This window comes from Methanoculleus horonobensis (assembly GCF_001602375.1).
GTDB lineage: Archaea > Halobacteriota > Methanomicrobia > Methanomicrobiales > Methanoculleaceae > Methanoculleus > Methanoculleus horonobensis.
In genome coordinates this window covers 66096-88946 of the sequence record NZ_BCNY01000014.1, presented here as the reverse complement: position 1 = coordinate 88946, position 22851 = coordinate 66096, and the positions used below count along the sequence as shown (strand labels likewise).

Genomic DNA, 22851 nt, shown 5'->3' with positions numbered 1-22851 from the left:
GCTCCGGCGAATAAGCGGCCGATCCAGGCCGAAAACAAGGTAGATGCCCAACCTGGCGTGGATACATGAACGATGAATGAACGATGAATGAACGATGTTACCCGGATTTGGCGCATTGATCGCACTTATCGGATTGAGTTGTGCAGCCGTATTGTTAATACGGAAGAGAGTATGAAAAATAATGGATCTATAGAGCCACCACCCACCTTTTAGCGCCATATGTGATTAACTCTCGCCTTCGAGACAAATGGAGATAGCGGGACTCCATTAAAATAGCGGTTCCAACCAGCACGAAGCCCACCGCCTCCATTCCCCGCCCCATTTCACAACATTCTAATCCCGCCCCGAACAAACACCACACCAGGAACACACCGCCGGAGGCGCCCGATAACCCCCCCGACCGTGCATTCAGGGCTCAACCATGCCGGACAACAGATCCAGAGGTTACCTCATGTTACTCATCTTTCTCACAACCGCAACAGCGCTGCTCGCGCTCTGCATCACGACGGACCGGCCGGCCGGCGGATCGAACGTCACCACAACCAGAACCGACGGCAGCACCCGCGAGGGCTGCATCGACGTCACCGGCGGCCGGGTCTGGTTCCGGATCGTCGGTGCCGACAGGCCCGGAACGCCCCTCCTCGTCCTCCACGGGGGGCCGGGGGCGACCCACGACTACCTCGAACCGCTCGCGGCGCTCGCAGCCGAGCGGCCGGTCGTCTTCTACGACCAGCTCGGGTGCGGGAACTCCGACCGGCCCGACGACCCCGCCCTCTGGACGGTGGAGCGCTACGTCGGCGAGGTCGGCGAGGTCAGGGAGGCGCTCGGCCTATCACGGGTGCACCTCCTCGGGCAGTCCTGGGGAGGCGGACTCGCAGCCGAATACGTGCTCTCCGCAGAATCCGGCGGTATCGAGAGCCTGGTCCTCTCCGCACCGCTGCTCGACGCCGACCGGTGGGTCGCCGACCAGCGGGCAAATCTTGCCGCGTTTCCCGACGGGACGCAGGAGGATATCCGGGAGGCGGAAGCGAGCGGGAACTTCGACTCGCCGGAGTACCAGGACGCCATGGCGGCGTACTACGCCCGGCATGTCTGCCGGATGGACCCCTGGCCCGAATGCCTGAACCGGACGTTCGAGAAGATCTCCCTGCCGGTCTACCTCCAGATGTGGGGGCCGAGCGAGTTCACCTGCACGGGAACCCTCCGGGAGTTCAGCGTCACCGGCCGGCTCGCCGACGTCGGGGTTCCGGTGCTCTTCACCTGCGGGGAGCACGACGAGGCATCGCCCGCGACCATGGCGTACTTCCGGAGCCAGGTGCCGGGATCGGAACTCAAGGTCTTTAACGGCGCCTCGCACGAGCACCACCTCGAAGAGACCGACGCGTACCTCGCGACCGTGCGTGAATTTTTATCCCGGGTCGATGCGGCACGGTGACCCGGGAGAGGCAAACCCACTTTTTTGCGCCCTGGAGAGATGTTTCGCATGCGTCAATGGAAACAGCAGGTGCCACGGTCTCAGGGGAAGGTATTCTCCAGAGCCGTAGTTTGAGAATTTTCCTGCCAAAGAAATGTGTTTTTCATAGCGGAGGGACACATCGGCCCATACGCAGGAGGAGACGTTGATCGGCAAGAGCAGCGAACATCTCGCGACACAGATCAATATTTCCGATAGATATTGCTCCGATTTCCAATCTCAATCACGGTGATGACCACCACATTGTCCTCGATCACAAGAATGATCCGGTACTGTCCTACACGAAGAGAGTATAGCGGACTGTTCTCGTGTCCCTTCAGTTTCTTAACGTGAAATCGGGGGTACGGCTCATCTGCCAGAGCATAGAGTTCTTCCTTAATCCGTCTGGCATCAGGATCCGGGATTTTATTGAGAACCCGCTCGGCAACCGGCATGAGGATGAGCCGCCAGATCATCAGAGGCCCCGTTCCTGAACATACTCTTCAAAGGGGCGACCCCGGCCGGCCCGCATGTCTGCGACGCTTTCTTCGATCCGCTGCAACGTCTCTTCGGAGAGCGGCTCCGGATCGATCAATACGTCCATAATCCGGTTGAGCGTCTCGTCATAACTCTCCCGGGGATGCACTTTCAAGGTATCCAGGCGGGACTTGGTCTCTGGTTGGAGTTGGATCGTGGTCGCCATAGTTAACTATGGGCGACCATAAGACATAATGGTTCTGTCGGGGCTACATGCTGAACGGGGTGCAGGCACGGTGACCCGGGAGAGGCAAACCCACTTTTTTTGCGCCCAAAAAAACGCCGGCACTCCCGTCGGCAGGGAGAGTATGCGCACCGCGCCGATCTCTCGGGCATCGAAACCTATATTGCCCGGCGAGCAGGATTACCGCCGCGGTGCATCATGAAGTTAAGTGCAAGAAACCAGCTTCCCGGAAAAGTAAAGGCCATCGATGAGGGCGTCGTCACCGCCGAGGTCGTCGTCGCGCTGGACGGCGGCGGCGAACTCGTCGCGGTCATCACGAAGAAGTCCGTCGAGAGCCTCGGGCTTGCCGTCGGCAAGAAGGTCTACGCCGTGGTCAAGTCGACCGAGGTCATGGTCGCCATCGACTGAACAACCCACCCCTTTTATCCCGGGCAGGGCGGCAACGCATAAATAGGCCGGCAACCGTTCTGCCGGCATATCCCCATGGCACGAGAATACCCTCCCCTGCTGACCGCAGTCATCATCTGCGTCCTGATGACCGTGTTCGCCGTCGCCTACGCTCTCCTCGCGAACGAGGGCACACCCCCTCCGGCACCGCCCCCGGCCGGAACGCCGGGAACCCCGGTCGCGACGGGCGCCCCGGTGCAGGTTGCGTCCCGCACCTTCTCGATCAGCGTCGCCCCGTCGTCCGCCACCGCACGGCCGGGGGATACGGTCAGGTTCACGCTCACGGTACACCCCGAAGGCGGATTCTCCGCACCCATCGATCTCAGTGTCTCCGCCACGGCGCTCGGCGGCGTATACCGCGAGAACCGCGACCTCGGCACGATCTCCGCACCCTACCCGCCGCTCACCTACGAGGCCGCGGCCCCCGACCTCCCTCCCTTCGTCTCCACCGCGACCGTGGATGCCGTGGTTACGGCGACCGGAGGGGGCATCGTGCGGACCGAGCGGGTGCAGGTGGTCATCAGACGATAAGGCACCCGGCCGTTGCAGGCGGATCGCGGCACGTCCGGACCGCATCTCTCCTCTCACACTCCGAGATCCCGGACACCCGTCTACGATACCCCCAAATTGTTCTCGAATGTGCCATAATTGCCCAAATCAGAGCGCGATTCTGAGGCGCCCACAGGGCCTCCGGGACGGTTACCGGGGTCGGCAGCCGTTACGGAGGATCGAGAGAATCTCTACGATATGAGGAGGATCGTGCAAACCCCTTGATTTCCACTGGAGATTTCGTCAGACGGCCCGGAACTGCCCGGGAAGGATAGGGCGAGGTACCGGCACCCGGTTCGGGATACCGGGAAAGACCGCTCTCTCCCGGGGATAACCCGGAGCGAAAAGAGGGCTGAGGGGCGGATCGCCGCGGCTCCAGCCGTCAGGATCACTCCTCCGCATCGAACCAGACGGGATCGGGACAGTCCGCCGGCCCGCCGTAGTTGATGGTGATCTCCTCGTCCTTCGAGATGGGGCGGTGGGCGGAGATGCGGATCGCGCCCTGGAGGAGATCGCAGACGTGATCCGCGTTCGCGTGGTAGGAGTGGTTGTAGAGCGACCCGTAGCCCAGCGCCACGGCGGCGAGCTCCCCCCACGCGAAGTAGTAGTCGAAGAGGTGCGTCTTATCGAGAAGTTCCTGCTCGTCCGCCCCCCCGAGCACGACCACCGGACAGGTCTCGATCAACTCGCCGGCCGCAAGATCCCTGCGGGCGAAGACGCCCCGCCCGCGGCACCCCGACGAACCGACGTATACGGTCTCCGGAGGGGAGAAGACCCCTCCCGTCTCCCTGGAATTGTCGATCATGGTTTCGCTGCGACTCCACACGTGCGGATAAGAGCGGTTTACGCTGCCGGGCAAAAAGGCTGCGGAGGCTCCGTCCCGTAGACCGGAATTCCGGCCCGGATCGCCTGCGATCCGGCATGCATCCCGGCCGGGAACCGCCGGCGCGGCAGAAGGGTGAGCGAAAGAATGTTGTAGTCGCACGACTCCACTGACCCTTCGGGAGGAGAGACGATCGGTGACGTCATCGTAGCGCACGACCTCTTGAAGCGGTTCGGAGACCTCGTCGCGGTCGACCATATCGCCTTCCGGGTCAGAGAAGGGGAAGTCTTCGGGTTTCTCGGCCCGAACGGAGCGGGAAAGACAACGACCATGAAGATGATCCAGTGCATCTCCCCCAAATCCGGCGGCACCCTGGAGGTCTTCGGGATGGACGTGGATACCCACCACCGCCGGATCAAGAGCCGTCTCGGGGTGGTGCCGCAGGAGAACAACCTCGACCCGGACTTCTCGGCCTACCGGAACCTGCTGGTCTACGCCCGCTACTTCGGCATCCCGAAACGAACGGCGGAGAAGCGGGCCGACGAACTCCTCGCGTTCATGCAGCTCGAGGAGAAACGCGACGTCCTGGTCGACAACCTCTCGGGCGGGATGAAACGGCGGCTGATCATCGCCCGGGCTCTCGTCAACGAACCGGAACTGCTCATCCTCGACGAACCCACCATCGGGCTCGATCCGCAGGCGCGGCACCTGATCTGGGAGAAACTCCGGAGTCTCCGGGCCGAAGGAAACACCCTCGTCCTCACCACCCACTACCTCGACGAAGCGGAACGCCTCTGCGACCGGCTGGTGATCATGGAGCACGGCAGAATCCTCGTCGAGGGCGCCCCGGCGGACCTCATCCGGGAGCACGCGGGAAACGACGTCGTCGAGGTCGAGCGGACGGAGAAGGTGGTTGCCCACCTGGACGAGCTCGGGCTGAACTACGACCCTGCCGGCGACGTGATCCAGGTCTTCACGGATCACCCGAATGACGTCGCACGCGAACTGCTCGAGGTCTGCCGGCACGAGGCGGCGGTGACGGTCCGGCCGGCAACCCTCGAGGACGTCTTTCTGCGGCTGACCGGCCGGAGCCTGCGGGAGTGAGCGATGATCGATATCACCGCGAGAGTACAGAGCGTCTGGCGGAGGAACTGGGACGCCTTCCTCAGGACCTACCGGGTGAACTTCATCCCGCCCTTCATCGAGCCGGTCCTCTACCTCCTGGCGCTGGGGTTCGGTCTCGGAACCTACATCGAGGCGGTCGACGGGATCCCCTACCCCGTCTTCATCGCACCCGCCCTCGTCTCGATATCGGTGATGTACTCGGCCTTCTTCGAGTGTACCTACTCCTCGTTCGTCCGGATGTACTACCAGAAGACGTTCGACGCCATCATCGCAACCCCGGTCGGCATCGACGAGGTGATCGCAGGGGAGATGATCTGGGGCGCCACCCGGGGGATGATCTACGCCACGCTGATGCTCCCCGTGCTCCTCCTCTTTAACGTCGTCTCCATGCCGTCGTCCCTGCTCCTCATACCCTTCGCGTTCCTCGCCGGCCTCCTCTTTGCAGGCATCGCGATGTGCTTCACCGCGATCACCCCGAGCATCGACGCGCTGAACTACCCCTCGTTCCTCTTCATCACCCCGATGTTCCTCTTCTCGGGGACGTTCTTCCCGCTCGACCTCCTGCCCGAACCGATCCAGTACTTCGCCCTCGCCACGTTGCCGCTCACGCACGTCGTCGGCTTCAACCGGGCAATCACGCTCTCGGCGTTCTCGCCGGTAAACCTCCTCAATCTCGCCTGGATAGCGGTGGCTACCATGATCTTCTTCGTCCTCGCCATCAGGCTGATGCGAAGGAGGCTCATCGTGTGACGGCGTTATCAGGTAAAAAAGGGTTAGAATCGGGGTTTTCTGTGCTTCGGGAGGCAGTCGCGGCAGTAGACTGGCCGACCCTCCGTAGGCTTGAAAGGAACTTCGCACTCTTTGCCGCAGTCAGCGCAGACTGCCTTGTGGAACTCGCGGGGGCGGTCGTCGTAAGAACGGGGGCCCCTGCGGGGGTATCTCTCTTCCATTGGAACTTCACTCACTTCTGGAAACAGAATTCATACTGGCTACTCAGAACCGGGGTTTCCTGTGCTTCGGGAGGCAGTCGAGGCAGTAGACCGGCCGACCCTCCGTGGGCGTGAAAGGAACTTCGCACTCTTTGCCGCAGTCGGAACAGACCGCCTTGTGGAACTCGCGGGGACGGTCGTCATACGATCGGGGGCCCCTGCGGGGGTATCTCTCTTCCATATACTTCAACCATGCAGATAGAGTCTGCACATACACAACTACCTGCCTGCATATAATAGATGCGTCTCGGGGATCCGGGGCGGCATGACCCGTCCTTCGCCGGCCTCTGCGTGGCCGGGATGCCCGGGACGGAGAAGGCTTCTCCAATGTGCCGGTTTCCCCCGGGAGGGAGGTGCGCGACGCAATGCTTTTATCGATACCATCCTATCGAAAGATCATCCAACTATGTACAGGATAACCGTTCTCTTTTGCAACCCGGCAGGATACCGGTTCTATTCCGGAAACGAAGCCGGGGGGAGTGGGCCGGCATGATCGACGAGGTCCACACCGACGAGCCTCCCGATAGCAGACGCAAGGGGAAACACCGGGACAGGAGAACAATCGGTCCGGTCCCGAACCTTGAAGACCATGTAAAACCCGACTGGTGGAGAGGAATCTTCAATCGCCTCTACTTAAAGACCGACGGCGACGTCGTCGACGACCCGCGGATCACCGAGCGGGAGATCGACCGGATCGCCCGGGTTCTGCACCTCCAGCCCCACGAAAAAGTCCTCGATCTCTGCTGTGGCCAGGGCAGGCACACCCTCGAACTCGCGCGCAGGGGCTACAGCGCCGAAGGCCTCGACCAGTCGCACTACCTGATCCAGCGGGCCCGGTCGACCGCGAAGAAAGAGGGGCTTCCCATCCGGTTCCGGGAGGGAGACGCCCGGCGGCTCCCGTACCGCACCGACACCTACGACGTCGTCCTCATCCTCGGGAACAGTTTCGGCTACTTCGACTCCGTCGAGGAGGATCTCCGGATCCTCACCGAGATCCGGCGCATCCTCAAACCCTGGGGCCGGGTGCTCCTGGACGTCGCCGACGGCGAGTACTTAAAAGAACACTTCCAGCCGAGGTCGTGGGAGTGGATCGACGACGCCATGTTCGTCTGCCGCGAGAGATCGCTCTCGTTCGACGACCAGCGCCTGATATCCCGCGAGGTGATCACCGACGTCGAGAAGGGCGTCGTGGCCGACCAGTTCTACGCCGAGCACCTCTACACCCCAGAGGCGCTCCGGCGGCTCCTTGAGAAGGCGGGGTTCTCAGGCATCGCCTTCCACGAGATCGCGACCGAGTCGCAGCGCAACCAGGATCTCGGCATGATGGAGCGCCGCCACATCGTCACCGCGCAGGTCAGGAAGGAATGGTCTGCGACGAAGACGAAAGGCCGGGAGACGGCAAAACACGTCGCGGTGCTCCTCGGCGACCCGGCAAGGCCCGACGCCCTGAAACCCTCCTGCACCTTCGACGACGACGACTTCTACACCATCGACCAGATGAAGGCGGCGCTGCGGGAACTGCCCGGTTACCGGTTCACCTACCTCTGCAAACACGAGACGCTGATCCAGGATCTCCCGCGGCTGAAGGGGAAGGTGGACTACGTCTTCAACCTCTGCGACGAGGGGTTCAACAACGACGCGAGGAAAGAACTCCACGTGCCGGCGCTCCTCGATATGTACGGGATCCCGTACACGGGAGCCGGGCCGCAGTCGCTCGCGTTCTGCTACGACAAATCGCTCGTGCGCGGGATTGCGAAGGAGATGGGGATCCCGGTGCCGGACGCCTGCTTCATCACCCCCGGCGACCGCACCTACGACGTCGGGATGCAGTTCCCGGCGATCGTCAAGCCGAACGCCGGCGACTCCTCGTTCGGCATCACGCAAGAGAGCATCGCCCACTCCATCGAGGAACTCTCCGACATCATCAATACGCTGCGGATGACGCTCGGCTACGACCGCTCGCTCCTCGTCGAGGAGTTCCTCACGGGAAAAGACATCAGCGTCGGGATCATCGGGAATCCGTCGGGATACAGCATGGTGCTGCCCGTCATCGAGGAGGACTACTCCGCGCTGCCGCCGAATCTCCCCCGCATCTGCGGCTACGAGGCGAAGTGGCTCCCGGACTCGCCGTACTGGAAGATCACCTCAAAGCCGGCGGATCTCCCCGAGGAGATCGAGAAGGTGATCGTGCGGTGCTGCCTCGCCCTCTTCGAACGCCTGGAGTGCCGCGACTACTGCCGGTTCGACTGGCGGCTCGACGAGCACGGCAACCCGAAACTCCTCGAGGTCAACCCGAACCCCGGCTGGTGCTGGGACGGTCACCTCGCCAGGATGGCGAAGTACGCGGGCCTGACCTACGCCGAGATGCTCGGCCGGATCCTGAAAGCCGCGGAGGAACGGTTTGGTATGGAGCCGGAGCGGGATACGCAGGAGGCCGGCAAGGAACACCTCCCGTTCGACCTCAGCCAGGAAACGGCCTGACCCCACTATTTTTTCCCCGGCCCACCCGGGCAGACCGGCAACCATCAGTATATAATATCCTCCGGCACATAGATCTGTCATATGGCCGACGAGTATCGGACCGCGACGGTCCAGGGCAGGGAGGTTCCTTACGATCCGGAGCAGCTGCGCAAGATCAGCGAGCACCCCTGCTACTCCGATAAAGCGTGCCACGCCTTCGGGCGGTGTCACGTCCCCGTCGCCCCGAAGTGCAACATCCAGTGCAACTACTGCATACGGGACTTCGACTGCGTGAACGAGAGCCGGCCGGGCGTGACGAGCAGGGTGCTCGCCCCGGAGGAGGCGCTCGATCTCGTCAGGAACGTCGTCAAGGAGTACCCGTACGTGAAGGTGGTCGGGATCGCGGGGCCGGGCGAACCGCTCGCAAACCCGGAGACCTTCGAGGCACTGCGGCTGATCCACGAGGAGTTCCCGCACCTGATCATGTGCATCAGCACGAACGGTCTCGCGCTTCCCGAGTCGATCGAGGAACTCGCGAAGTACGACGTCGGGAACGTCACGGTCACGCTCAACGCCGTCGACCCTGCTATCGGCGAGAAGATCTACTCCTGGGTCGAGTACGACGGGAAGAAGTACCACGGGCGCGAGGCGGCCGAACTCCTCCTCTCCCAGCAGATGAAGGGGATCGAGATGGCGGTCGCGAAGAAGATGTTCGTCAAGATCAACACCGTCTACATCCCCGGGATCAACGACGAGCACATCCCCGAGATCGCAAAGAAGGTCGGGGAGATGGGGGCGTTCACCTTCAATGTCATCCCGCTCATCCCGCAGTACAAGTTCGCCGACATCACCCCCCCGACGTCGAAGGAGAAGCGGGAGATGCAGGATCAGTGCGCCCCGTACATCAAGCAGATGCGCCACTGCGCACGCTGCCGGGCGGACGCGATCGGGAAACTGGGCCAGGACGTTCAGTCCTGCGTCTACCAGCAGATGAAGGATGAGAAGAAAGAATAACCTCTTTTTTACCCGGCGGCGCCGCCGGCCATGACGACGATACAACTCCGGCCCGACCAGCCGTTCGACCTCGACCTGACGCTCTCCTGCGGGCAGGCGTTCCGCTGGGAGCAGGCGGACGGGTGGTGGCAGGGCGTCGCCGGCGGCCGGGCCGTCAGGATACGGCAGGATACAAACCGGCTCACATTTACCGGGGCGGATGCAGGGTTCGTCCGCGACTACTTCCGGCTCGACCAGGACCTTCCCGGGATCCTCTCGTCGATCGACCGCGACCCGGCTATCGGCGCCGCCGTCCGGGAGTGCAGGGGGCTCCGCCTGGTCAGACAATCTCCGTGGGAGTGCCTGGCCTCGTATCTCTGCGCCACGAACACGAACATCCCGGCGGTGAAGCGGCGGGTCGCCCTGATGGCGGAACGCTACGGGAGACCGATAGACGAACCCTCCGGCAGGGCATACGCGTTCCCGGAGCCGGAGGTGCTCGCCGGGGTTCCGCACGGGGACTTATGGGACTGCAAACTCGGCTACCGGACGGACTACGTTCGCGAGGCTGCCGGATATGCGGCGGAGCACCCGGACTGGGCGGAGCGGATCGCCGCCCTTCCGTTCGAGGAGGCGCGGCAGGCGCTGATGCAGTTAAAGGGCGTCGGACCGAAGGCGGCGGACTGCGTGCTCCTCTTTGCGTTCGGATTCTTCGAGGCGTTCCCGGTCGATGTCTGGATACGCCGGATCGTGGGGGAGACGTATCTCCCCGATCTTGGCGGCAAAAACTGCACCCCGGCGGAGTACGAGCGGATCCGGAGATTTAGCCGGGACTACTTCGGGGAGTATGCCGGATACGCGCAGGAGTATCTCTACTGCGCACGCGGCCCGGCGCGCCGGGCGCAGTGAAACTCACTCGTTCCGGTTACGGATCCGCTCCAGGATGAGAGCGACCGCTGCGAGCAGGGCAAGGATGATGATACCAGCGAGGCCGAGGATGGCGATACCCACAATCGGGATGGGTACCCCGCACACCGAGGTCACGGGCGAGGCGGTGGCGATGGCGACTTTTCCCATTATCAGGGGCGGCACAAATTCCCCGTCGGCACCAGGAGGCCGTTGCCGCGCCATCGTCGTGTTGTAGAGATGCGCCCTCGTCTCCGGGGGCATGCTCTCCAGGAACTCGGGGCAGACCTGCTCATAATACTCGCCGACGGAGGCGTTCTGCTCAAGCATCTGCTGGTATATCTCCGCGTGCGACTCGTTGAACGAGTAGTTGATGGGGATCTCCCCGCCCGCGGCCGAACCCGGCACGAGAGAGATCGCCGCGAGCAGTGCGAGGAGGAGAACATATCCCTGCTTCTTCATGGTCGTCATCCGAGGGGCCGGGAGTCCGGCAGCCTCCGGCTATGACCAGTGATAGACGCCCGGGGCATAAAGCCGTTGTGGGGTTCCGACCCGGCAAAACTCGCGATGAACCCGTTATCCTGCATGCCGAGCACCTCCTCCGGCGCACCCTCGGCCACCACGTTCCCTTCTTCGAGGAGGCAGAGGCGATCGGCGAGTTCGAGGGCGTCGCGGAGGTTGTGGGTGACGACGATGCAGGGGATGCCGGCGCTCCGTATCCGGTCGCGGAGTTCCATTCGCATCGCAGCCTGCGCCCGCATATCGACGGCGGCGAGCGGTTCGTCGAGGAGGAGGATGTCCGGGTCGAGCACCAGCGCCCGGGCGAGGGCCACCCGCTGCCGCTGCCCGCCCGAGAGCCTGCCGACGTTGACGTCCGCAAGATCGGCGAGGTTCATCGCGCGGAGCTGGTTCGTCACGGAGAACGCGATCTCCGGCCGCGAGACCTTCCGGCAGCGGAGGCCGAACGCCACGTTCTCAAAGACGGTCATATGCGGGAAGAGGGCGTAAGACTGGAAGAGGTGGCCGACCTTCCGGCTCTCGGCGGGGACGTCGATCCCCTCCTCGCCTGAGTAGAGCCTCCTCTCCCCGAGGACGATCTCCCCACGGTCAGGGGTGAGGATGCCGGAGATCAGGTTCAGCACCGTGGACTTGCCCGCCCCGTTCTCGCCGACGAGGACGAGGGTCTCCCCGCACCCGACCGAGAGCGTGACGTCGAGAGTGAAGTCGCGGAGTTGCCGGACGGCAGAGAACGAGAGCATCAGAGCCTCCGCCGGGTCATGATCTTCACCGCGGCGATCACCGCAAACGATATCACGACGAGGACGATCGCGAGGCTGATCGCGGCATCGAGGTCGCCCTGCATCGTCGTGTAGATGGCAAGCGGCATCGTCTGGGTTCGTCCCTGGAAGTTTCCGGCAAACATGATCGTGGCGCCGAACTCCCCGAGCGCCCGGGCGAACGAGAGTATCGCACCCGAGATGAGCCCGCCCCAAGCAAGCGGGATGGTGACCCGGAGGGCGACCTTCATGGGGGATGCCCCGAGCGTCCGGGCCGCATCCTCGTAGATGCGGTCGACCGCCTCGAAACTCGCCCTCGCCTGCCGGATGTAGAACGGCGAGGCCACGAAGACCTGCGCGAGGATCACCGCGACCGTGGTGAAGGCGATGCTGATACCGAATTGGTCGAGGTACTGCCCGACCACGCCCCGGCGGCCGAACGCCATGAGGAGTGCGATGCCCGCCACCGCCGGCGGCAGGACGATGGGGAGATCGGTGAGCGTATCGACGATCGCCCTCCCCGGGTAGTCGTGCCGGGCATTCACCAGGGCAAGCGGCGTCCCGAAGACGACGACGATCGCCGTGCTCACCGTCGCGGTGGCTAGCGAGAGGGAGAGCGCGTCGAGCACCACCGGTTCGGCGAGCGACCGGAGGAACGCCTCAGGCGATATGCGCAGGAAGAGCGAGGCGACCGGCAGCGTGACGAAGAGGAGGAAGAGGGCGACGAGGGCGGCGACGAGGAGGGCAAGACCCGCCCTCGAGACTCGCGCCAGGCCACCTTCGGGCCGGGTCACCTCAGGACTCTGCCGGAATGGGGTCGAATCCATACTCGGTCAGGATGGCGCTGCCGTCCGGGCCCCGGACGAACGCTATGAAGGACTCCGCTTCGGCCCTGTGCGGCGACTCCGCAAGGATGCCGAGCGGGTACGTGGCCATGACGTTGTACTCCGCCGGAACCTCGATCCGCGTCACCTTCTCGAGGTCGTCCTTCGAGACGTCGGACTTGTAGACGAACGCCGCGTCCGCCTCGCCGAGCGTCAGTTTGGGCACCACGGAGCTCACCGCCGTCTCCTCGGAGATGACGTTCTCCATCACGGCGTCCCGGTAAGCCGGGCCGTATGCGGGGTCGGCGGCCATCTTATCGAGCACCTGCCGGGTGTAGTCGCCGAAGGGGACGTCTTTGGTGCCGATGACGATCTTTGTCCCCGGTTCAGCCAGGTCGGCCAGACCGGTGACATTTGCCAGGTTGTCGGCCGGGACGATCAGGGCCATGCTGTTCCCGAGGAACGGCGCCACGGTACCGTCATCCATGAACCCGCCGTCCTGGAGGGCCTTCATGTGCTTCGTGCTCGCGGAGACGAAGATATCGGGGTTCGCTCCCTGCTCAATCTGGGTGCGGAGGGCCTGCGATCCGTCGAAGACCAGATCGATCCTGACGTTTCCGTTCTCTGCCTCGTAGGCTTTGCCGATATCCGTGAAGGCCCCCGTGAGCGATGCGGCCGTAAAGACGGTCAGGGTGGTCTGCTCGGGCGCCTGCTGAGCGGTCGTGCATCCTGCAACCAGGAGGCCGGCGATGATCATGAGGGTCAGGGCAACAAGGGTTGCCGGGGTTGATGCTTTCATAATGACACCTTGCTATAGAGGATTGCGGCACGGTATATTTAATTTAGCTGATTTGGCGCCCAAATAAAGGAAATTTGGTTTACGTGCCTGGCGAGTATAAAAACATGTTGTGCTGCCGGAGCAGGGGATGCAGGAATTTGGGGCAGGGTCATCGTGCCGAACGGCGGCCACGGGTCGAACGATCAGCCACCGGTAGAGATGGCCGGAGTGCGGCATGAATCGCGATGGAGAAACCTGGCGGCGAGCAGGTTCCGGACCTTGCACGAGTAGTTACGGTGAAAAAAAGAAGAGTGTTTTACGTCCCAATCGTCCAGCTGCTCATGTAGGTCTCCTGCTCGGCCGTCAGCCGGTCGATCGAGAGGCCGAGCGCGTCGAGTTTCAGCCGTGCCACGGCCTCGTCGATTGCGGACGGGACGTCGTGCACGCCGGGAGCGAGTTCGCGGCCGTGCTTCGCGATGAACTCGGCGGAGAGCGCCTGGACGGCAAAACTCAGGTCCATGACCTCGACGGGGTGGCCCATGCCCTTCGGCGTCGCGAGGTTCACGAGCCTTCCTTCGGCAAGGACGTGGACGGCCTTCCCGCCGAGCACGTAGGTGTCGATGCCGTCCCGGTGGACGGTGGAGTCAGCGTGCGACGCGAGCCAGTCGACGTCGATCTCGACGTTGAAGTGGCCGGCGTTCGCGAGGATCGCCCCGTCCTTCAGGCTCTTGAAGTGCTGTTCGGTGAGGATGCTGGTGTTGCCGGTGGTGGTGACGAAGATATCGCCGAGCGCTGCCGCCTCGTCCATCGTCATGACGTCGAACCCGTCCATGTGCGCCTGGAGCGCACGCCGGGGGTCGACTTCGGTCACGATGACGCGGGCGCCGAGGCTCCGGGCCTTCTGCGCGAGCCCCCGGCCGCAGTAGCCGTAGCCGGCGACGACGAACCGCTTTCCGGCGATGAGGATGTTTGTGGTGATCATGATCGACGCGAGCGAACTCTCGCCGGTGCCGTGGACGTTGTCGAAGAAGTGCTTCATCGGGGTGTCGTTGACGGCGACGACCGGGAACCTGAGCGCCCCGTCCTGCGCCATCGCGCGGAGCCGGTGGATGCCGGTCGTGGTCTCCTCGCACCCGCCGATGATCGAGTCAAGCACCTCCCGCCGCTCGGTGTGGATGCGGTGGATCAGGTCCATCCCGTCGTCGATGGTGATCGCGGGGCGGGCGTCGAGCACCCGGTCGATGGCCGCATAGTACTCCTCGACGTTGGCGCCCCGGCGGGCGTAGGAGTGAATCCGTTCCCGGGTATCGAGCGCCATCGAGACGTCGTCCTGGGTCGAGAGGGGGTTGCACCCCGTGATGTATACCTCGGCGCCACCTGCTGCGAGCGTCTCGACCAGCACCGCGGTCTTCGCCTCGACGTGCAGGGCCATGCCGATAGTCATGCCGGAGAACGGCTTCTCCTCGACAAAACGCTTCCGAATGGACGAGAGCACCGGCATGTACTGCCGCGCCCACGCAATTTTTAGGTCTCCAGACTCCATAAAAACCACCAGACCGGTTATCCCGCCCGGATATTCTCCGGTTTGCCTGTAAAGGTGTCTTTCGTGAGTACTTAAAAGTAGGGGAGCAGCACGGGCTCCAGGGGATCGGGTTCGCCCGCGTGTATGTGCAACCGCTATTGACGGATACCCTTCAGGAGCATCCCCAAAGCGTTCAGCCATTATCCTGTCGCAAAAAGCGGAAACGGATCTCCACCGGATATCGCCATTGGGGGAGGGGCTGACGGGGAGGGGGGAGCATCCCCCCTCCCCTGTCTCCAACCCGCTCCTCCTGTGTTCGTGCTCCGGTTCCAACGAAACTTCGCAAGTCGAAAACGCTACGCGTTTTCTCCTGCTCCTGCCCCCGCACCTCGCACCTCCGGTGCTCGAACTCCGTTCCCATGGAACGTCGTTCCTACCGGTGCTCCAGCTCTGTTCCAGAGGAACATCGCACCTTCGGCCAGTCGCACATACCAAACCCTCATCATCTCCGCCTCAAAACCACTACGCATGGTTTTGACCAAGCGGATCATCCCCTGCCTGGACCTCAAGGACGGGCGGGTGGTCAAGGGCACGCACTTCGTCGGCCTGCGCGATGCGGGCGATCCCGTGGAACTCGCCCAGCGCTACAACGAGCAGGGCGCGGACGAGGTGGTCTTCCTCGACATCACCGCCACCAGGGAAGACCGGGGCACCATCATCGACGTCGTGCAGCGGGCGGCCGACCAGCTCTTTCTCCCGCTCACCATCGGCGGCGGCATCCGGACGATCGAGGATATGAAGCAGATCCTCCGGGCGGGCGCGGACAAGGTGAGCATCAACTCGAGCGCCGTCGCCGACCCGAACCTGATCTCGCAGGGCGCAGAGCGGTTCGGCACCCAGTGCATCGTCGTCGCCGTCGACGTCCGGCGCAACTACGAGACGGCACCGGGAAAGACGCCGATAACCCTCCCCGGCGGCCAGGTGTGCTGGTACGAGGTCGTGACCCACGGCGGGAGCCGGGGCACGGGGCTTGACGCCGTCGCCTGGGTGAGAGAGGCGGAGGAGCGCGGGGCGGGCGAGATCCTGCTCACCAGCATGGAGACCGACGGGACGAAGGAAGGGTTCGATATCCCGATCACGAGAGCAGTCTCGGAGACGGTCGGCATCCCGGTGGTCGCGAGCGGCGGCGTGGGGACGCTCGACCACTTCTACGACGGATTCACGGAAGGAAAGGCCGACGCCTGCCTCGCGGCAAGCGTCTTCCACTACGGCGAGTTCACCGTCCGCCAGGTCAAGGAGTATCTGGCAGGGCGGGGTATCCCGGTACGGCTCTGAGATCGAGCGCGAGCGCCGCGACCGGGTGCTCGAGGTCGAACGCCCCGAGAACGGCGGGGTGGATCTCTCCGAAGACCCCGACTATTTTTCCGTCGACGACGATATCCCCGCGGCGGCCGTCGAGGAACGCCGGGTCGGCCGACTCGGCGACCGTGTAGGTGAGCGAGAGTTCCCGGCAGAGGACGTCCGCCGCCGCGTAGGCCTCCGAGAAGTCGGCCGCCGGATGGATGCTCACCGCCGCGGCCATCTGGGAGGTGACGCAGTCCGCGACCACATCGCCCACCGTAAAGAGCCTCTGCGGGAGTTCGCGGTGCTTGTTTGCCTGGAGCATCTCCATCAGCAGGGGGAGGAGATCGGTTCTGACCACCGTCTGCTCCTCGCTGATCGGGTGGAGCAGCCGGAGCGTTCCGGGCGCGGGCTCCCGCTGCATGTTCGTATACAGCACCCGCTCGTTTGTCAGGGTGAACGGGATCGCCTCGAGGTACCCAAGACCGGTCATCACCGACCGGACCGCTCCCGTGATGGCACTGATCGGGTGCTCCTGTGCGACCGTGGAGGTCGCCGGGAGGGCGGCATCGAAGTTCTCGATGCCGTAGGCGATCGCCACGTCCTCGAAGATATCCCAGTCGTGGAGGATGTCCGAGCGGTAGCAGGGGACGAGGATCCGAACCCTTGAAGCGCCGTCGGGTTCGGCGTCAAAGCGCATCCGCCGGAGAAGCCGCGACATCTCCTCCGGTGTGAGGGAGAGGCCGAGGAGGCGGGAGCACTCCCCGACCGAGACGACCCGCTCTACCGGCGCAAGCGTCGGCATCTCCTCTCCCTCGACGGTGACGGTCTCGACCGTCGCCCCGGCCTCGGCGAGCGCCGTGCAGATGATGTTCACCGCCGTCATCACCGCTTTTCTATCGGTTCCGGTGCAGTCGAGCAGGATGTTCTTCGTCGCCGCCGTGACCCGCGTCAGCTCGCCGTTGATGATCGGCGGGAAGGAGAGCACCCGGTTCTCGGCATCGACGATCAGCGGGAACTTATCGAAGTTCTCCACCAGGTGGGCGTAGTCCCGGCCCTTCGGGTGGTCGGCGAGCATCTCGTCCATCGTCATCTCCCGCTCGAAGTCCAGCGGGACGAAGGAGCGGTTCCGGGGGGAGGCGACGTAGCGGAACGGCGGCGTGACTGCATCGAGGTCGTGGACGCCGATCGCCACCTTGCCCCGCCCGCGCCCGACCGCCCAGTGGAGGGCTTCCTGGAGGGCCATCAGGCTCTCGATCCCCTCCTCGTCGAGGTTGACGTTCCGGATCACGGCCGAGCCGAGGAACGGCCGGATATCGGCAAGGTTCGGGTCGACCGAGAAGGTGATCCCGGAGGGGCGGACGGTGTAGTTCGGAAGCCCTTCCTCGATTCCGAGGAACCCGCGCATCGCCCGGGCGACACCCTCGGGCGAGTAGAGGTCGGGGCGGTTCGGGAAGAACTCGACGTCCACGTGGTCTTCCTCGATCCGCTCGATGTCGGCCCCGATCATCGGAACGCGGTCGATGATCGTCTGCCGGTCGGTGCCGGCCAGCCGTTCCAGGTACCGGTAGGGTAGCGTGATGATTGCCATATTACCGCCTCCCGCCGTAGGTGGGCGTATCCCGGACCCACTCGACGTCGCTCCGGTAGAGCTGCCGGAGATCCCGCAGCCCGAGCCGGAGCATCGCCACCCGGCTGATCCCGAGACCCCACGCGAGCACCGGGTGCTCGATTCCAAAGGGCTCGGTCACCTCCTGGCGGAAGATGCCCGACCCACCGAGCTCCACCCAGCCGAGCCCGTCGACGTAGACCTCCGGCTCCACGGAGGGCTCGGTGTAGGGGAAGTAGCCGGGCCGGAACCGGACCTTCTCAAAGCCCATCTTGGCGTAGAACTCCTTCAAGAACCCAAGGAGGTGGCGCAGGTTGACGTCTTCGTCCATCACGATCCCCTCGAGCTGTTCGAACTCCGCGAGGTGGGTGGGATCGATCGCCTCCCGCCGGTAGACCCGGCCGATGCAGAACGCCCTGACCGGCGGCTTCGGGTGCGCTGCGAGGTGCTGGATCGAGAGGCTCGTCGTGTGTGTCCGGAGCACGCACTGCTCCGCCTTCTCGGCGCTCCAGGTGCCTCCCCACCCGGTCGACGAGGTTCCGCCGCCGTGCTCGTGCATGTCGCGGACGCGCTCGTATCCCGCCGGGAGCGGCCGGCGCTCGCCGAGGAAGAAGGTGTCCTGCATCTCCCGCGCCGGGTGGTCCTGCGGCTGGAAGAGGGCGTCGAAGTTCCAGAACGAACTCTGGACGATCCCGCCCGACATCTCCTCGAACCCCATATCGAAGAGGATGCCGCGCATCTCGTCGATGATGCGCTGGTAGGGATGAACCTTTCCCGGATAGGCACGTTTCGGGAGTTTCGTGACGTCGTAGCGCCGGAGAGGGAGAGTCTTCCACTCGCCGGAGAGGATCTGCTCGCGGGTGAGCGTCCCCACCTCTTCCCGGAGGTCGAGGCCCTGGCTCAGGAGTTCGCGGCCGCGGGTCGTCATCGAGACGGTGTAGGCGACGGTCTCCTCCTCCTCGACGAGCCCGCGCTTCGCGAGATCGGCAACCCCCTCGCCGTCGGCGATCTCGCCCTTTTCGGCGAGCCGGGCAAACGCGGCTTCGTCGGGGCCCGGAGCGGTCTTGCCGGTCTTCTGCACAACCCCGCCCGTGATCGCAATCCAGCCCTTCTTGCGCATCCAGCCGATGGCGATCTTCGCAAGCGGGTGGCTCTGGAGATCGCGCATCGGGATCGTCTCCTCGAAACTATCGAGCACCTGCCGCTCGGGGAGGCCCTTTCCCATGTAGGCCCGGCCCTCCTCCGTCGGGACATACCGCCGGGCGACATGCTTCTCCACGTCGACGAGCCCCCGATCACCGGCGAGGTTCGCGTACTGCACCACCGCTTCCCGGCGGGTATCCATCTTCTCCGCAAGGACGGCCGCGTCGGCCGATCCCATCGGCCCCAGGGCAACCAGGAGCCTCTTCTCGTTCAGCGTCAGTTCCACCGTCACACCTCCTCTGCAAGATGCTCGACCGCATCCATCTTATCCCGCAACTCCGAAAGAAACGCATTCACGCGCTCCAGCGTCTCCTTTTTGCACTGCCCGCAGGTGAGTTCGCCGCTCTCGCACCGGCGGCGCAGGTCGGCGAGTTCCACGTCGTCCTCGAGCATGTGGAAGAGATTCAGGAGATAGACCGAGCAGGCGTCCGGCTCGCCCCCGAGACGCTTCTGCTCCTCGAGCGTCATCCGCCCGCCGGTCATCGCCGCCATGACCTTCTTCTTGATCGATTTGTCGGACTCGTAGAACCCGAACGAACTCTCGGGCACGCTGCTCGACATCTTCCCGCCCTGGAGCCCGGGCATGAAGATGTGGTAGGTCGACGAGGGGAGGTAGAACCCGAACCCGCCGTGAGCGATCTCGATCTCGCGGACGGCGTCCTCCACCCGGGCCTTCGGAAGGCCCTTGACATCGACGTGGCCCGCGTACTTCTTCGAGCCGGGGAAGGCGCGGTGCACCGCCTCGATAGCCTCCTCGGGAGCGTTCTTCGACCGGACGCTGATATGGTCGCCGCGATCCTCGACCGTGAACTGCCTGAGTTTGTAGGCCACGTCCCGGGTGAGCCGGATGTGCGGGTCCTGGTCGAGGCCGACCGGGACGATCGTCGGCGCAGGGCCGGCATCGAGCTGCGGGAAGAGGATGTCGGCGACCTGGGTGATGACGCTCACGGCGTGGGAGAGCGATGTCTCCGGCCCGAACCCATAGATCGCAGCGAGCTCCGAGAAGTTCACCTTCGTGGACGCCTCGAACGCGAGGTCTTTCAAGCGGTCGTTCCTGCTCTGGTAGTAGGTCTTACCCTCGAATCCCAGCGCATAGAGGGCTTTGAGGTACTCCTTCCCGTACTCGCGGCACTTCTCCCACGAGATGCCGCGGACAGCGTGCGCTTCCCGGTCGGCGATGGCGACGTAGCCGTTCCCGCCCTGCCGGACGTGCCAGACGACCTCTTTCATGACCATCAGGTGCCCGAGGTGCGGGAGACCCGAGGGCATGAACCCGGTCAGCACGTGAAACGGGGTGCGGTTCCGGATTGCATCGGCCACCAGGCTGTAGTCCCGGTGCCCGACGACGATACCCCTGCGCATAAACGACGGTACTTCGGGAAGCCTTCGTGCGACCTCACTGACCGGCTCGATGCCGAACTCGGCAAAGAGTCGATCCACATCAACGGTCTGGCTATTCGACCACGGGTTCACTTCTGAATGCATGTACTGACGCTCACAGTTTTATTCGGGCGAATTCGACGTATCTGATATCGCTGTTATATATGCAGCCAAACAACATCTTCTTTTTGACGCTGTGAGCAAGCCTGACCGAGCGGGAGACGCCGCTCATCGGCGTGGATGTCCCGGACGGAACAGCATGAACGAGCATCTCGGAATGGCTCTTCTTTCCCGAGTAGACACGGAAGTGGTGGCCGAACTTGTAGCCCGTTCGGGGGATGTAACCTTTCTCCCGCAGATCGGAGAAGACCCGCTCTTTCTCGCGGATCTCGACATCCTTCCCCGACGCCGCATCGAGGAACTGCTCTGCGGTCATCCGTTTTCCATCCTGCACGATCGAGAGGCAGCGTCTGCGCATGAGGTAGATCGACTCGACCGGACGCAGGAGCAGCCGTTCGGTATCGAGCCTCTTGCCGTACCAGTCCTCCTCGAGCGGGGTTCCCGGCGGCAGGTGGGCGAGCGCGTAGGTCCCGAAGAGCGTGGCCTCCACCGGCGTCGCGCATCCCGCAGGCTCCCCGACCCCGGGGAGATCCTGCACCCGCACCTCGTAGTAGGTCAGTTCGTCCTCGTCGTCGACGACCGCGAGGAGGTACTGCTTGCGCATGTTGACTGCGGCAAGCACATCCTGGCTCAGCCGGTCGAAATCGACGATGTCGCGCTCCGAGAGAACCCGGATCAGGTACCGGGACTTCCCCGCGCCGGGCTTGTGGCCGCGGCGGAAGACGCGGAAATCCTGCGGGCCGGGCTGGATCACGTATCCCCGCTCGCGGATGTCACGGTATACGAGATACCTGCGGATGAAGTTCGGCTGGCCGGCAAAGAGACCGAGCAGGGCATCGAAACCGAAGTCCTTCACGTCGATCTTGTTCCTCTCCATGAGGTAGAGCGCCTCTTCGGGAGAGAGGCGGAGGCCGGTTCCTTCGAGCCTCCCGTAGCCGCCCTGCTCGTAGAGCGCCCGCCCTTCACCGCCGAGGCGTACCCAGGTTCCGTCGAATATCGCCAACACGTGCTAGAGTTATTGGAAGTTCACGTTCATTAATGGATTGTCGGGAGCGAACCACTACGCTTTTTGCGTGCAAAACCGCACCAGTGATCGATTCCATGACGGAAAATGTCCGAGACTTCTGGAAGCCGGGAGCGATCCTCGCGGCACTGCTGATTGCGGTGGTGCTGCCGGCAGGGATCGTCTCCGCGAGCGAGACCTCACCGGAGGTCGCCTGGAACGTGACGTTCGCACCGGAGAACAACAACAAGTTCGACGCCGTTGCGCCGACCGCGGACGGCGGCTTCATCGCCCTCGGCTCGACCCTTGCGGAGAGGTACGGGGTGAGCGAGAGCCTGCTGCTCGTGAAGACGGATGGTGAGGGCAACGAGGCATGGAATGCAAGCATTCCCGGAATTTCTCCAGCAGCCGTTGCGGAAACCGCTGACGGGGGCTACATCGTCGGCGCCTTCAACGTCTCCTCGTCAGGGTCGGATCAGGAGTCTACCTACCAGGGTTCTTCGTTCCTGATCAGGATCAGTGCCGCCGGGGAGGAGGAGTGGCGGCAGGCCATTCCCGGGATGAAGGTCTCGTCTGTCGAGGAGACCGCCGACGGCGGCTACGCCGCCATAGGGTGGCTCTGGAACCCGCCAGGATCGGAGAACGAGACGACGGCGGTCATCGTAAAGACCGACGGTGACGGCACGCCCGCCTGGAACCGGACGTTCCCCGGGCTCTCCGCGAACGCAGGGAGCGTGACCGCCGACGGAGGCTACGTCATCGGGGGCACGAAGTCGCCCTTCACCTACGATATCGGGGACGGCTTCCTCATCCGGCTGGATGCCGACGGCAACACGCTCTGGCAGAAGAACTACCAGGTCCCGATCATCTTCGATGTCGAGGAGACCGATGACGGACAGTTCGTCTACTCGGGCAACTACTGGTACGGCCTCGTCGACGGAGACGGAGAGGAGGTCTGGCTCCGGAATATGGAGGGGCTCTCCGGATACGCCGTCGAGTTACGGCCCTCCGGCGGATACGTGGTTGCAGGCACGGACGCAAGGAACGGAGAAGGGTTCGTCTTCGGAACGGATGCGGACGGGACGATCCTGTGGGACACGGCGTTCACCGCCACCGGAATCTACGGGGCCAGCAGCGCTCCCGGCGGATACACCCTCGCGGGCATCCGGTTCCTCTCCCCCGATACCAGTGCCGCCTGGCTGGCCGGCATCGCGGAACCGGTGAGCCCCGCCCCGACGGCGGCACCGGGATTCGGTGCGGCGGCTGCCGGGGCGGCGCTCCTCCTCCTCCTCGCGGGAAGGAGACGGAGAGGATAACCCCCTCAACCA

The 22851-nt window shown here is 63.9% G+C and carries 26 protein-coding genes; 11 read left to right on the top strand and 15 right to left on the bottom strand.

Going from position 1 to position 22851, the window contains the following annotated elements:
- Positions 1–94: 94 nt before the first annotated feature.
- Together MCUHO_RS13160 and MCUHO_RS05555 are read left to right on the top strand one after the other, a co-directional pair.
- Positions 95–175, top strand: coding sequence for a PGF-CTERM sorting domain-containing protein (locus MCUHO_RS13160; protein WP_084385940.1), 81 nt, complete (start codon positions 95–97; stop codon positions 173–175).
- A gap of 276 nt (positions 176–451) precedes the next feature.
- A complete protein-coding gene (locus tag MCUHO_RS05555; RefSeq protein ID WP_084385961.1) occupies positions 452–1435 on the top strand; it encodes a proline iminopeptidase-family hydrolase in 984 nt (327 codons plus the stop codon).
- A 221-nt stretch (positions 1436–1656) separates the two neighbouring features.
- Here the strand turns inward: MCUHO_RS05555 and MCUHO_RS05550 are convergent, their stop codons facing one another.
- Both MCUHO_RS05550 and MCUHO_RS05545 read right to left on the bottom strand, forming a co-directional pair.
- Complete coding sequence (locus MCUHO_RS05550; protein ID WP_067074921.1) at positions 1657–1929, bottom strand: type II toxin-antitoxin system RelE family toxin; 273 nt, start codon at positions 1927–1929, stop codon at positions 1657–1659.
- Positions 1929–2156, bottom strand: a complete 228-nt coding sequence (locus MCUHO_RS05545; protein ID WP_067074916.1) for a DUF7557 family protein — start codon at positions 2154–2156, stop codon at positions 1929–1931. The genes MCUHO_RS05550 and MCUHO_RS05545 overlap by 1 nt, the downstream gene beginning before the upstream one ends.
- Before the next feature lie 216 nt (positions 2157–2372).
- Here MCUHO_RS05545 and MCUHO_RS05540 point away from each other — a divergent pair, with 216 nt between their 5' ends.
- Both MCUHO_RS05540 and MCUHO_RS05535 read left to right on the top strand, forming a co-directional pair.
- Positions 2373–2582, top strand: a complete 210-nt coding sequence (locus MCUHO_RS05540) for a TOBE domain-containing protein (RefSeq protein ID WP_067074913.1) — start codon at positions 2373–2375, stop codon at positions 2580–2582.
- Positions 2583–2657: 75 nt separating this feature from the next.
- Positions 2658–3152: a hypothetical protein gene (locus MCUHO_RS05535; protein ID WP_067074910.1), complete on the top strand. Its 495-nt coding sequence runs from the start codon at positions 2658–2660 to the stop codon at positions 3150–3152.
- A 406-nt stretch (positions 3153–3558) separates the two neighbouring features.
- Here MCUHO_RS05535 and MCUHO_RS05530 read toward each other — a convergent pair whose 3' ends face one another.
- Positions 3559–3975, bottom strand: a complete 417-nt coding sequence (locus MCUHO_RS05530; protein ID WP_067074906.1) for an SET domain-containing protein — start codon at positions 3973–3975, stop codon at positions 3559–3561.
- Between the two features lie 38 nt (positions 3976–4013).
- Complete coding sequence (locus MCUHO_RS12610) at positions 4014–4199, bottom strand: hypothetical protein (protein WP_153020011.1); 186 nt, start codon at positions 4197–4199, stop codon at positions 4014–4016.
- A gap of 16 nt (positions 4200–4215) precedes the next feature.
- On the opposite strand from MCUHO_RS12610, the gene MCUHO_RS05525 reads away from it, so the two are divergent.
- Both MCUHO_RS05525 and MCUHO_RS05520 read left to right on the top strand, forming a co-directional pair.
- Positions 4216–5097 (top strand): ABC transporter ATP-binding protein, encoded by an 882-nt coding sequence (locus MCUHO_RS05525; protein WP_067074902.1) that lies wholly within the window; start codon positions 4216–4218, stop codon positions 5095–5097.
- Between the two features lie 3 nt (positions 5098–5100).
- A complete protein-coding gene (locus tag MCUHO_RS05520) occupies positions 5101–5868 on the top strand; it encodes an ABC transporter permease (protein WP_067074899.1) in 768 nt (255 codons plus the stop codon).
- Positions 5869–5891: 23 nt separating this feature from the next.
- On the opposite strand, the gene MCUHO_RS12340 is transcribed toward MCUHO_RS05520, so the two are convergent.
- Positions 5892–6068 carry a CxxC-x17-CxxC domain-containing protein gene (locus MCUHO_RS12340; RefSeq protein ID WP_082223097.1) on the bottom strand — a complete coding sequence of 59 codons (177 nt, stop codon included), beginning with the start codon at positions 6066–6068 and terminating at the stop codon, positions 5892–5894.
- Between the two features lie 43 nt (positions 6069–6111).
- Positions 6112–6288, bottom strand: coding sequence for a CxxC-x17-CxxC domain-containing protein (locus MCUHO_RS05515; RefSeq protein ID WP_084385960.1), 177 nt, complete (start codon positions 6286–6288; stop codon positions 6112–6114).
- Between the two features lie 308 nt (positions 6289–6596).
- Between MCUHO_RS05515 and MCUHO_RS05510 the strand changes: the two genes are divergently transcribed.
- From MCUHO_RS05510 to MCUHO_RS05500, 3 genes are all read left to right on the top strand, one after another.
- The gene (locus tag MCUHO_RS05510; RefSeq protein ID WP_067074892.1) at positions 6597–8588 is read left to right on the top strand and encodes a methyltransferase domain-containing protein; all 1992 of its coding nucleotides are present in this window, start codon (positions 6597–6599) and stop codon (positions 8586–8588) included.
- Between the two features lie 81 nt (positions 8589–8669).
- Entirely contained in the window at positions 8670–9581 is a 912-nt protein-coding gene (nifB, locus tag MCUHO_RS05505) for a nitrogenase cofactor biosynthesis protein NifB (protein ID WP_067074887.1), read from the top strand.
- A 30-nt stretch (positions 9582–9611) separates the two neighbouring features.
- Complete coding sequence (locus tag MCUHO_RS05500; RefSeq protein WP_067074883.1) at positions 9612–10469, top strand: DNA-3-methyladenine glycosylase family protein; 858 nt, start codon at positions 9612–9614, stop codon at positions 10467–10469.
- Positions 10470–10472: 3 nt separating this feature from the next.
- On the opposite strand, the gene MCUHO_RS05495 is transcribed toward MCUHO_RS05500, so the two are convergent.
- The 5 genes from MCUHO_RS05495 to MCUHO_RS05475 form a co-directional block, all read right to left on the bottom strand.
- A complete protein-coding gene (locus MCUHO_RS05495; protein ID WP_153020010.1) occupies positions 10473–10928 on the bottom strand; it encodes a hypothetical protein in 456 nt (151 codons plus the stop codon).
- Between the two features lie 5 nt (positions 10929–10933).
- Positions 10934–11725, bottom strand: a complete 792-nt coding sequence (locus MCUHO_RS05490; protein WP_067074876.1) for an ABC transporter ATP-binding protein — start codon at positions 11723–11725, stop codon at positions 10934–10936.
- Positions 11725–12570, bottom strand: coding sequence for an ABC transporter permease (locus tag MCUHO_RS05485; protein WP_052291845.1), 846 nt, complete (start codon positions 12568–12570; stop codon positions 11725–11727). The genes MCUHO_RS05490 and MCUHO_RS05485 overlap by 1 nt, the downstream gene beginning before the upstream one ends.
- Positions 12539–13366, bottom strand: coding sequence for a molybdate ABC transporter substrate-binding protein (modA, locus tag MCUHO_RS05480; RefSeq protein ID WP_067074872.1), 828 nt, complete (start codon positions 13364–13366; stop codon positions 12539–12541). The genes MCUHO_RS05485 and modA overlap by 32 nt, the downstream gene beginning before the upstream one ends.
- A gap of 295 nt (positions 13367–13661) precedes the next feature.
- Positions 13662–14888: an adenosylhomocysteinase gene (locus MCUHO_RS05475; protein ID WP_067074869.1), complete on the bottom strand. Its 1227-nt coding sequence runs from the start codon at positions 14886–14888 to the stop codon at positions 13662–13664.
- Positions 14889–15395: 507 nt separating this feature from the next.
- On the opposite strand from MCUHO_RS05475, the gene hisF reads away from it, so the two are divergent.
- On the top strand, positions 15396–16202 hold the full coding sequence (hisF, locus tag MCUHO_RS05470; RefSeq protein ID WP_067074853.1) for an imidazole glycerol phosphate synthase subunit HisF: 807 nt from the start codon (positions 15396–15398) through the stop codon (positions 16200–16202).
- Here hisF and pheT read toward each other — a convergent pair.
- From pheT to endA, 4 genes are read right to left on the bottom strand one after another with little or no spacing between them, the layout of a single operon-like run.
- Entirely contained in the window at positions 16159–17799 is a 1641-nt protein-coding gene (pheT, locus tag MCUHO_RS05465) for a phenylalanine--tRNA ligase subunit beta (RefSeq protein ID WP_067074849.1), read from the bottom strand. The two genes, hisF and pheT, sit on opposite strands and share 44 nt — an antisense overlap.
- Before the next feature lies 1 nt (position 17800).
- Positions 17801–19246 (bottom strand): phenylalanine--tRNA ligase subunit alpha, encoded by a 1446-nt coding sequence (gene pheS / locus MCUHO_RS05460; protein ID WP_067074846.1) that lies wholly within the window; start codon positions 19244–19246, stop codon positions 17801–17803.
- Between the two features lie 2 nt (positions 19247–19248).
- A complete protein-coding gene (locus MCUHO_RS05455; protein WP_067074842.1) occupies positions 19249–20505 on the bottom strand; it encodes a tryptophan--tRNA ligase in 1257 nt (418 codons plus the stop codon).
- A 10-nt stretch (positions 20506–20515) separates the two neighbouring features.
- The gene (gene endA, locus MCUHO_RS05450; RefSeq protein ID WP_067074839.1) at positions 20516–21526 is read right to left on the bottom strand and encodes a tRNA-intron lyase; all 1011 of its coding nucleotides are present in this window, start codon (positions 21524–21526) and stop codon (positions 20516–20518) included.
- A gap of 95 nt (positions 21527–21621) precedes the next feature.
- Here endA and MCUHO_RS05445 point away from each other — a divergent pair, with 95 nt between their 5' ends.
- Positions 21622–22839, top strand: a complete 1218-nt coding sequence (locus tag MCUHO_RS05445; RefSeq protein ID WP_067074836.1) for a hypothetical protein — start codon at positions 21622–21624, stop codon at positions 22837–22839.
- The last annotated feature ends 12 nt before the right edge of the window (positions 22840–22851 follow it).

What these genes read in the sequence shown, in the direction of transcription:
- MCUHO_RS13160 (WP_084385940.1), top strand. Translation starts at nt 95, where the DNA reads ATGTTACCCGGATTTGGCGCATTGATCGCACTTATCGGATTGAGTTGT.
- MCUHO_RS05555 (WP_084385961.1), top strand. Translation starts at nt 452, where the DNA reads ATGTTACTCATCTTTCTCACAACCGCAACAGCGCTGCTCGCGCTCTGC.
- MCUHO_RS05550 (WP_067074921.1), bottom strand. Translation starts at nt 1,929, where the DNA reads ATGATCTGGCGGCTCATCCTCATGCCGGTTGCCGAGCGGGTTCTCAAT.
- MCUHO_RS05545 (WP_067074916.1), bottom strand. Translation starts at nt 2,156, where the DNA reads ATGGCGACCACGATCCAACTCCAACCAGAGACCAAGTCCCGCCTGGAT.
- MCUHO_RS05540 (WP_067074913.1), top strand. Translation starts at nt 2,373, where the DNA reads ATGAAGTTAAGTGCAAGAAACCAGCTTCCCGGAAAAGTAAAGGCCATC.
- MCUHO_RS05535 (WP_067074910.1), top strand. Translation starts at nt 2,658, where the DNA reads ATGGCACGAGAATACCCTCCCCTGCTGACCGCAGTCATCATCTGCGTC.
- MCUHO_RS05530 (WP_067074906.1), bottom strand. Translation starts at nt 3,975, where the DNA reads ATGATCGACAATTCCAGGGAGACGGGAGGGGTCTTCTCCCCTCCGGAG.
- MCUHO_RS12610 (WP_153020011.1), bottom strand. Translation starts at nt 4,199, where the DNA reads ATGACGTCACCGATCGTCTCTCCTCCCGAAGGGTCAGTGGAGTCGTGC.
- MCUHO_RS05520 (WP_067074899.1), top strand. Translation starts at nt 5,101, where the DNA reads ATGATCGATATCACCGCGAGAGTACAGAGCGTCTGGCGGAGGAACTGG.
- MCUHO_RS12340 (WP_082223097.1), bottom strand. Translation starts at nt 6,068, where the DNA reads ATGGAAGAGAGATACCCCCGCAGGGGCCCCCGTTCTTACGACGACCGC.
- MCUHO_RS05515 (WP_084385960.1), bottom strand. Translation starts at nt 6,288, where the DNA reads ATGGAAGAGAGATACCCCCGCAGGGGCCCCCGATCGTATGACGACCGT.
- MCUHO_RS05510 (WP_067074892.1), top strand. Translation starts at nt 6,597, where the DNA reads ATGATCGACGAGGTCCACACCGACGAGCCTCCCGATAGCAGACGCAAG.
- nifB (WP_067074887.1), top strand. Translation starts at nt 8,670, where the DNA reads ATGGCCGACGAGTATCGGACCGCGACGGTCCAGGGCAGGGAGGTTCCT.
- MCUHO_RS05500 (WP_067074883.1), top strand. Translation starts at nt 9,612, where the DNA reads ATGACGACGATACAACTCCGGCCCGACCAGCCGTTCGACCTCGACCTG.
- MCUHO_RS05495 (WP_153020010.1), bottom strand. Translation starts at nt 10,928, where the DNA reads ATGAAGAAGCAGGGATATGTTCTCCTCCTCGCACTGCTCGCGGCGATC.
- MCUHO_RS05490 (WP_067074876.1), bottom strand. Translation starts at nt 11,725, where the DNA reads ATGCTCTCGTTCTCTGCCGTCCGGCAACTCCGCGACTTCACTCTCGAC.
- MCUHO_RS05485 (WP_052291845.1), bottom strand. Translation starts at nt 12,570, where the DNA reads ATGGATTCGACCCCATTCCGGCAGAGTCCTGAGGTGACCCGGCCCGAA.
- modA (WP_067074872.1), bottom strand. Translation starts at nt 13,366, where the DNA reads ATGAAAGCATCAACCCCGGCAACCCTTGTTGCCCTGACCCTCATGATC.
- MCUHO_RS05475 (WP_067074869.1), bottom strand. Translation starts at nt 14,888, where the DNA reads ATGGAGTCTGGAGACCTAAAAATTGCGTGGGCGCGGCAGTACATGCCG.
- hisF (WP_067074853.1), top strand. Translation starts at nt 15,396, where the DNA reads ATGGTTTTGACCAAGCGGATCATCCCCTGCCTGGACCTCAAGGACGGG.
- pheT (WP_067074849.1), bottom strand. Translation starts at nt 17,799, where the DNA reads ATGGCAATCATCACGCTACCCTACCGGTACCTGGAACGGCTGGCCGGC.
- MCUHO_RS05455 (WP_067074842.1), bottom strand. Translation starts at nt 20,505, where the DNA reads ATGCATTCAGAAGTGAACCCGTGGTCGAATAGCCAGACCGTTGATGTG.
- MCUHO_RS05445 (WP_067074836.1), top strand. Translation starts at nt 21,622, where the DNA reads ATGACGGAAAATGTCCGAGACTTCTGGAAGCCGGGAGCGATCCTCGCG.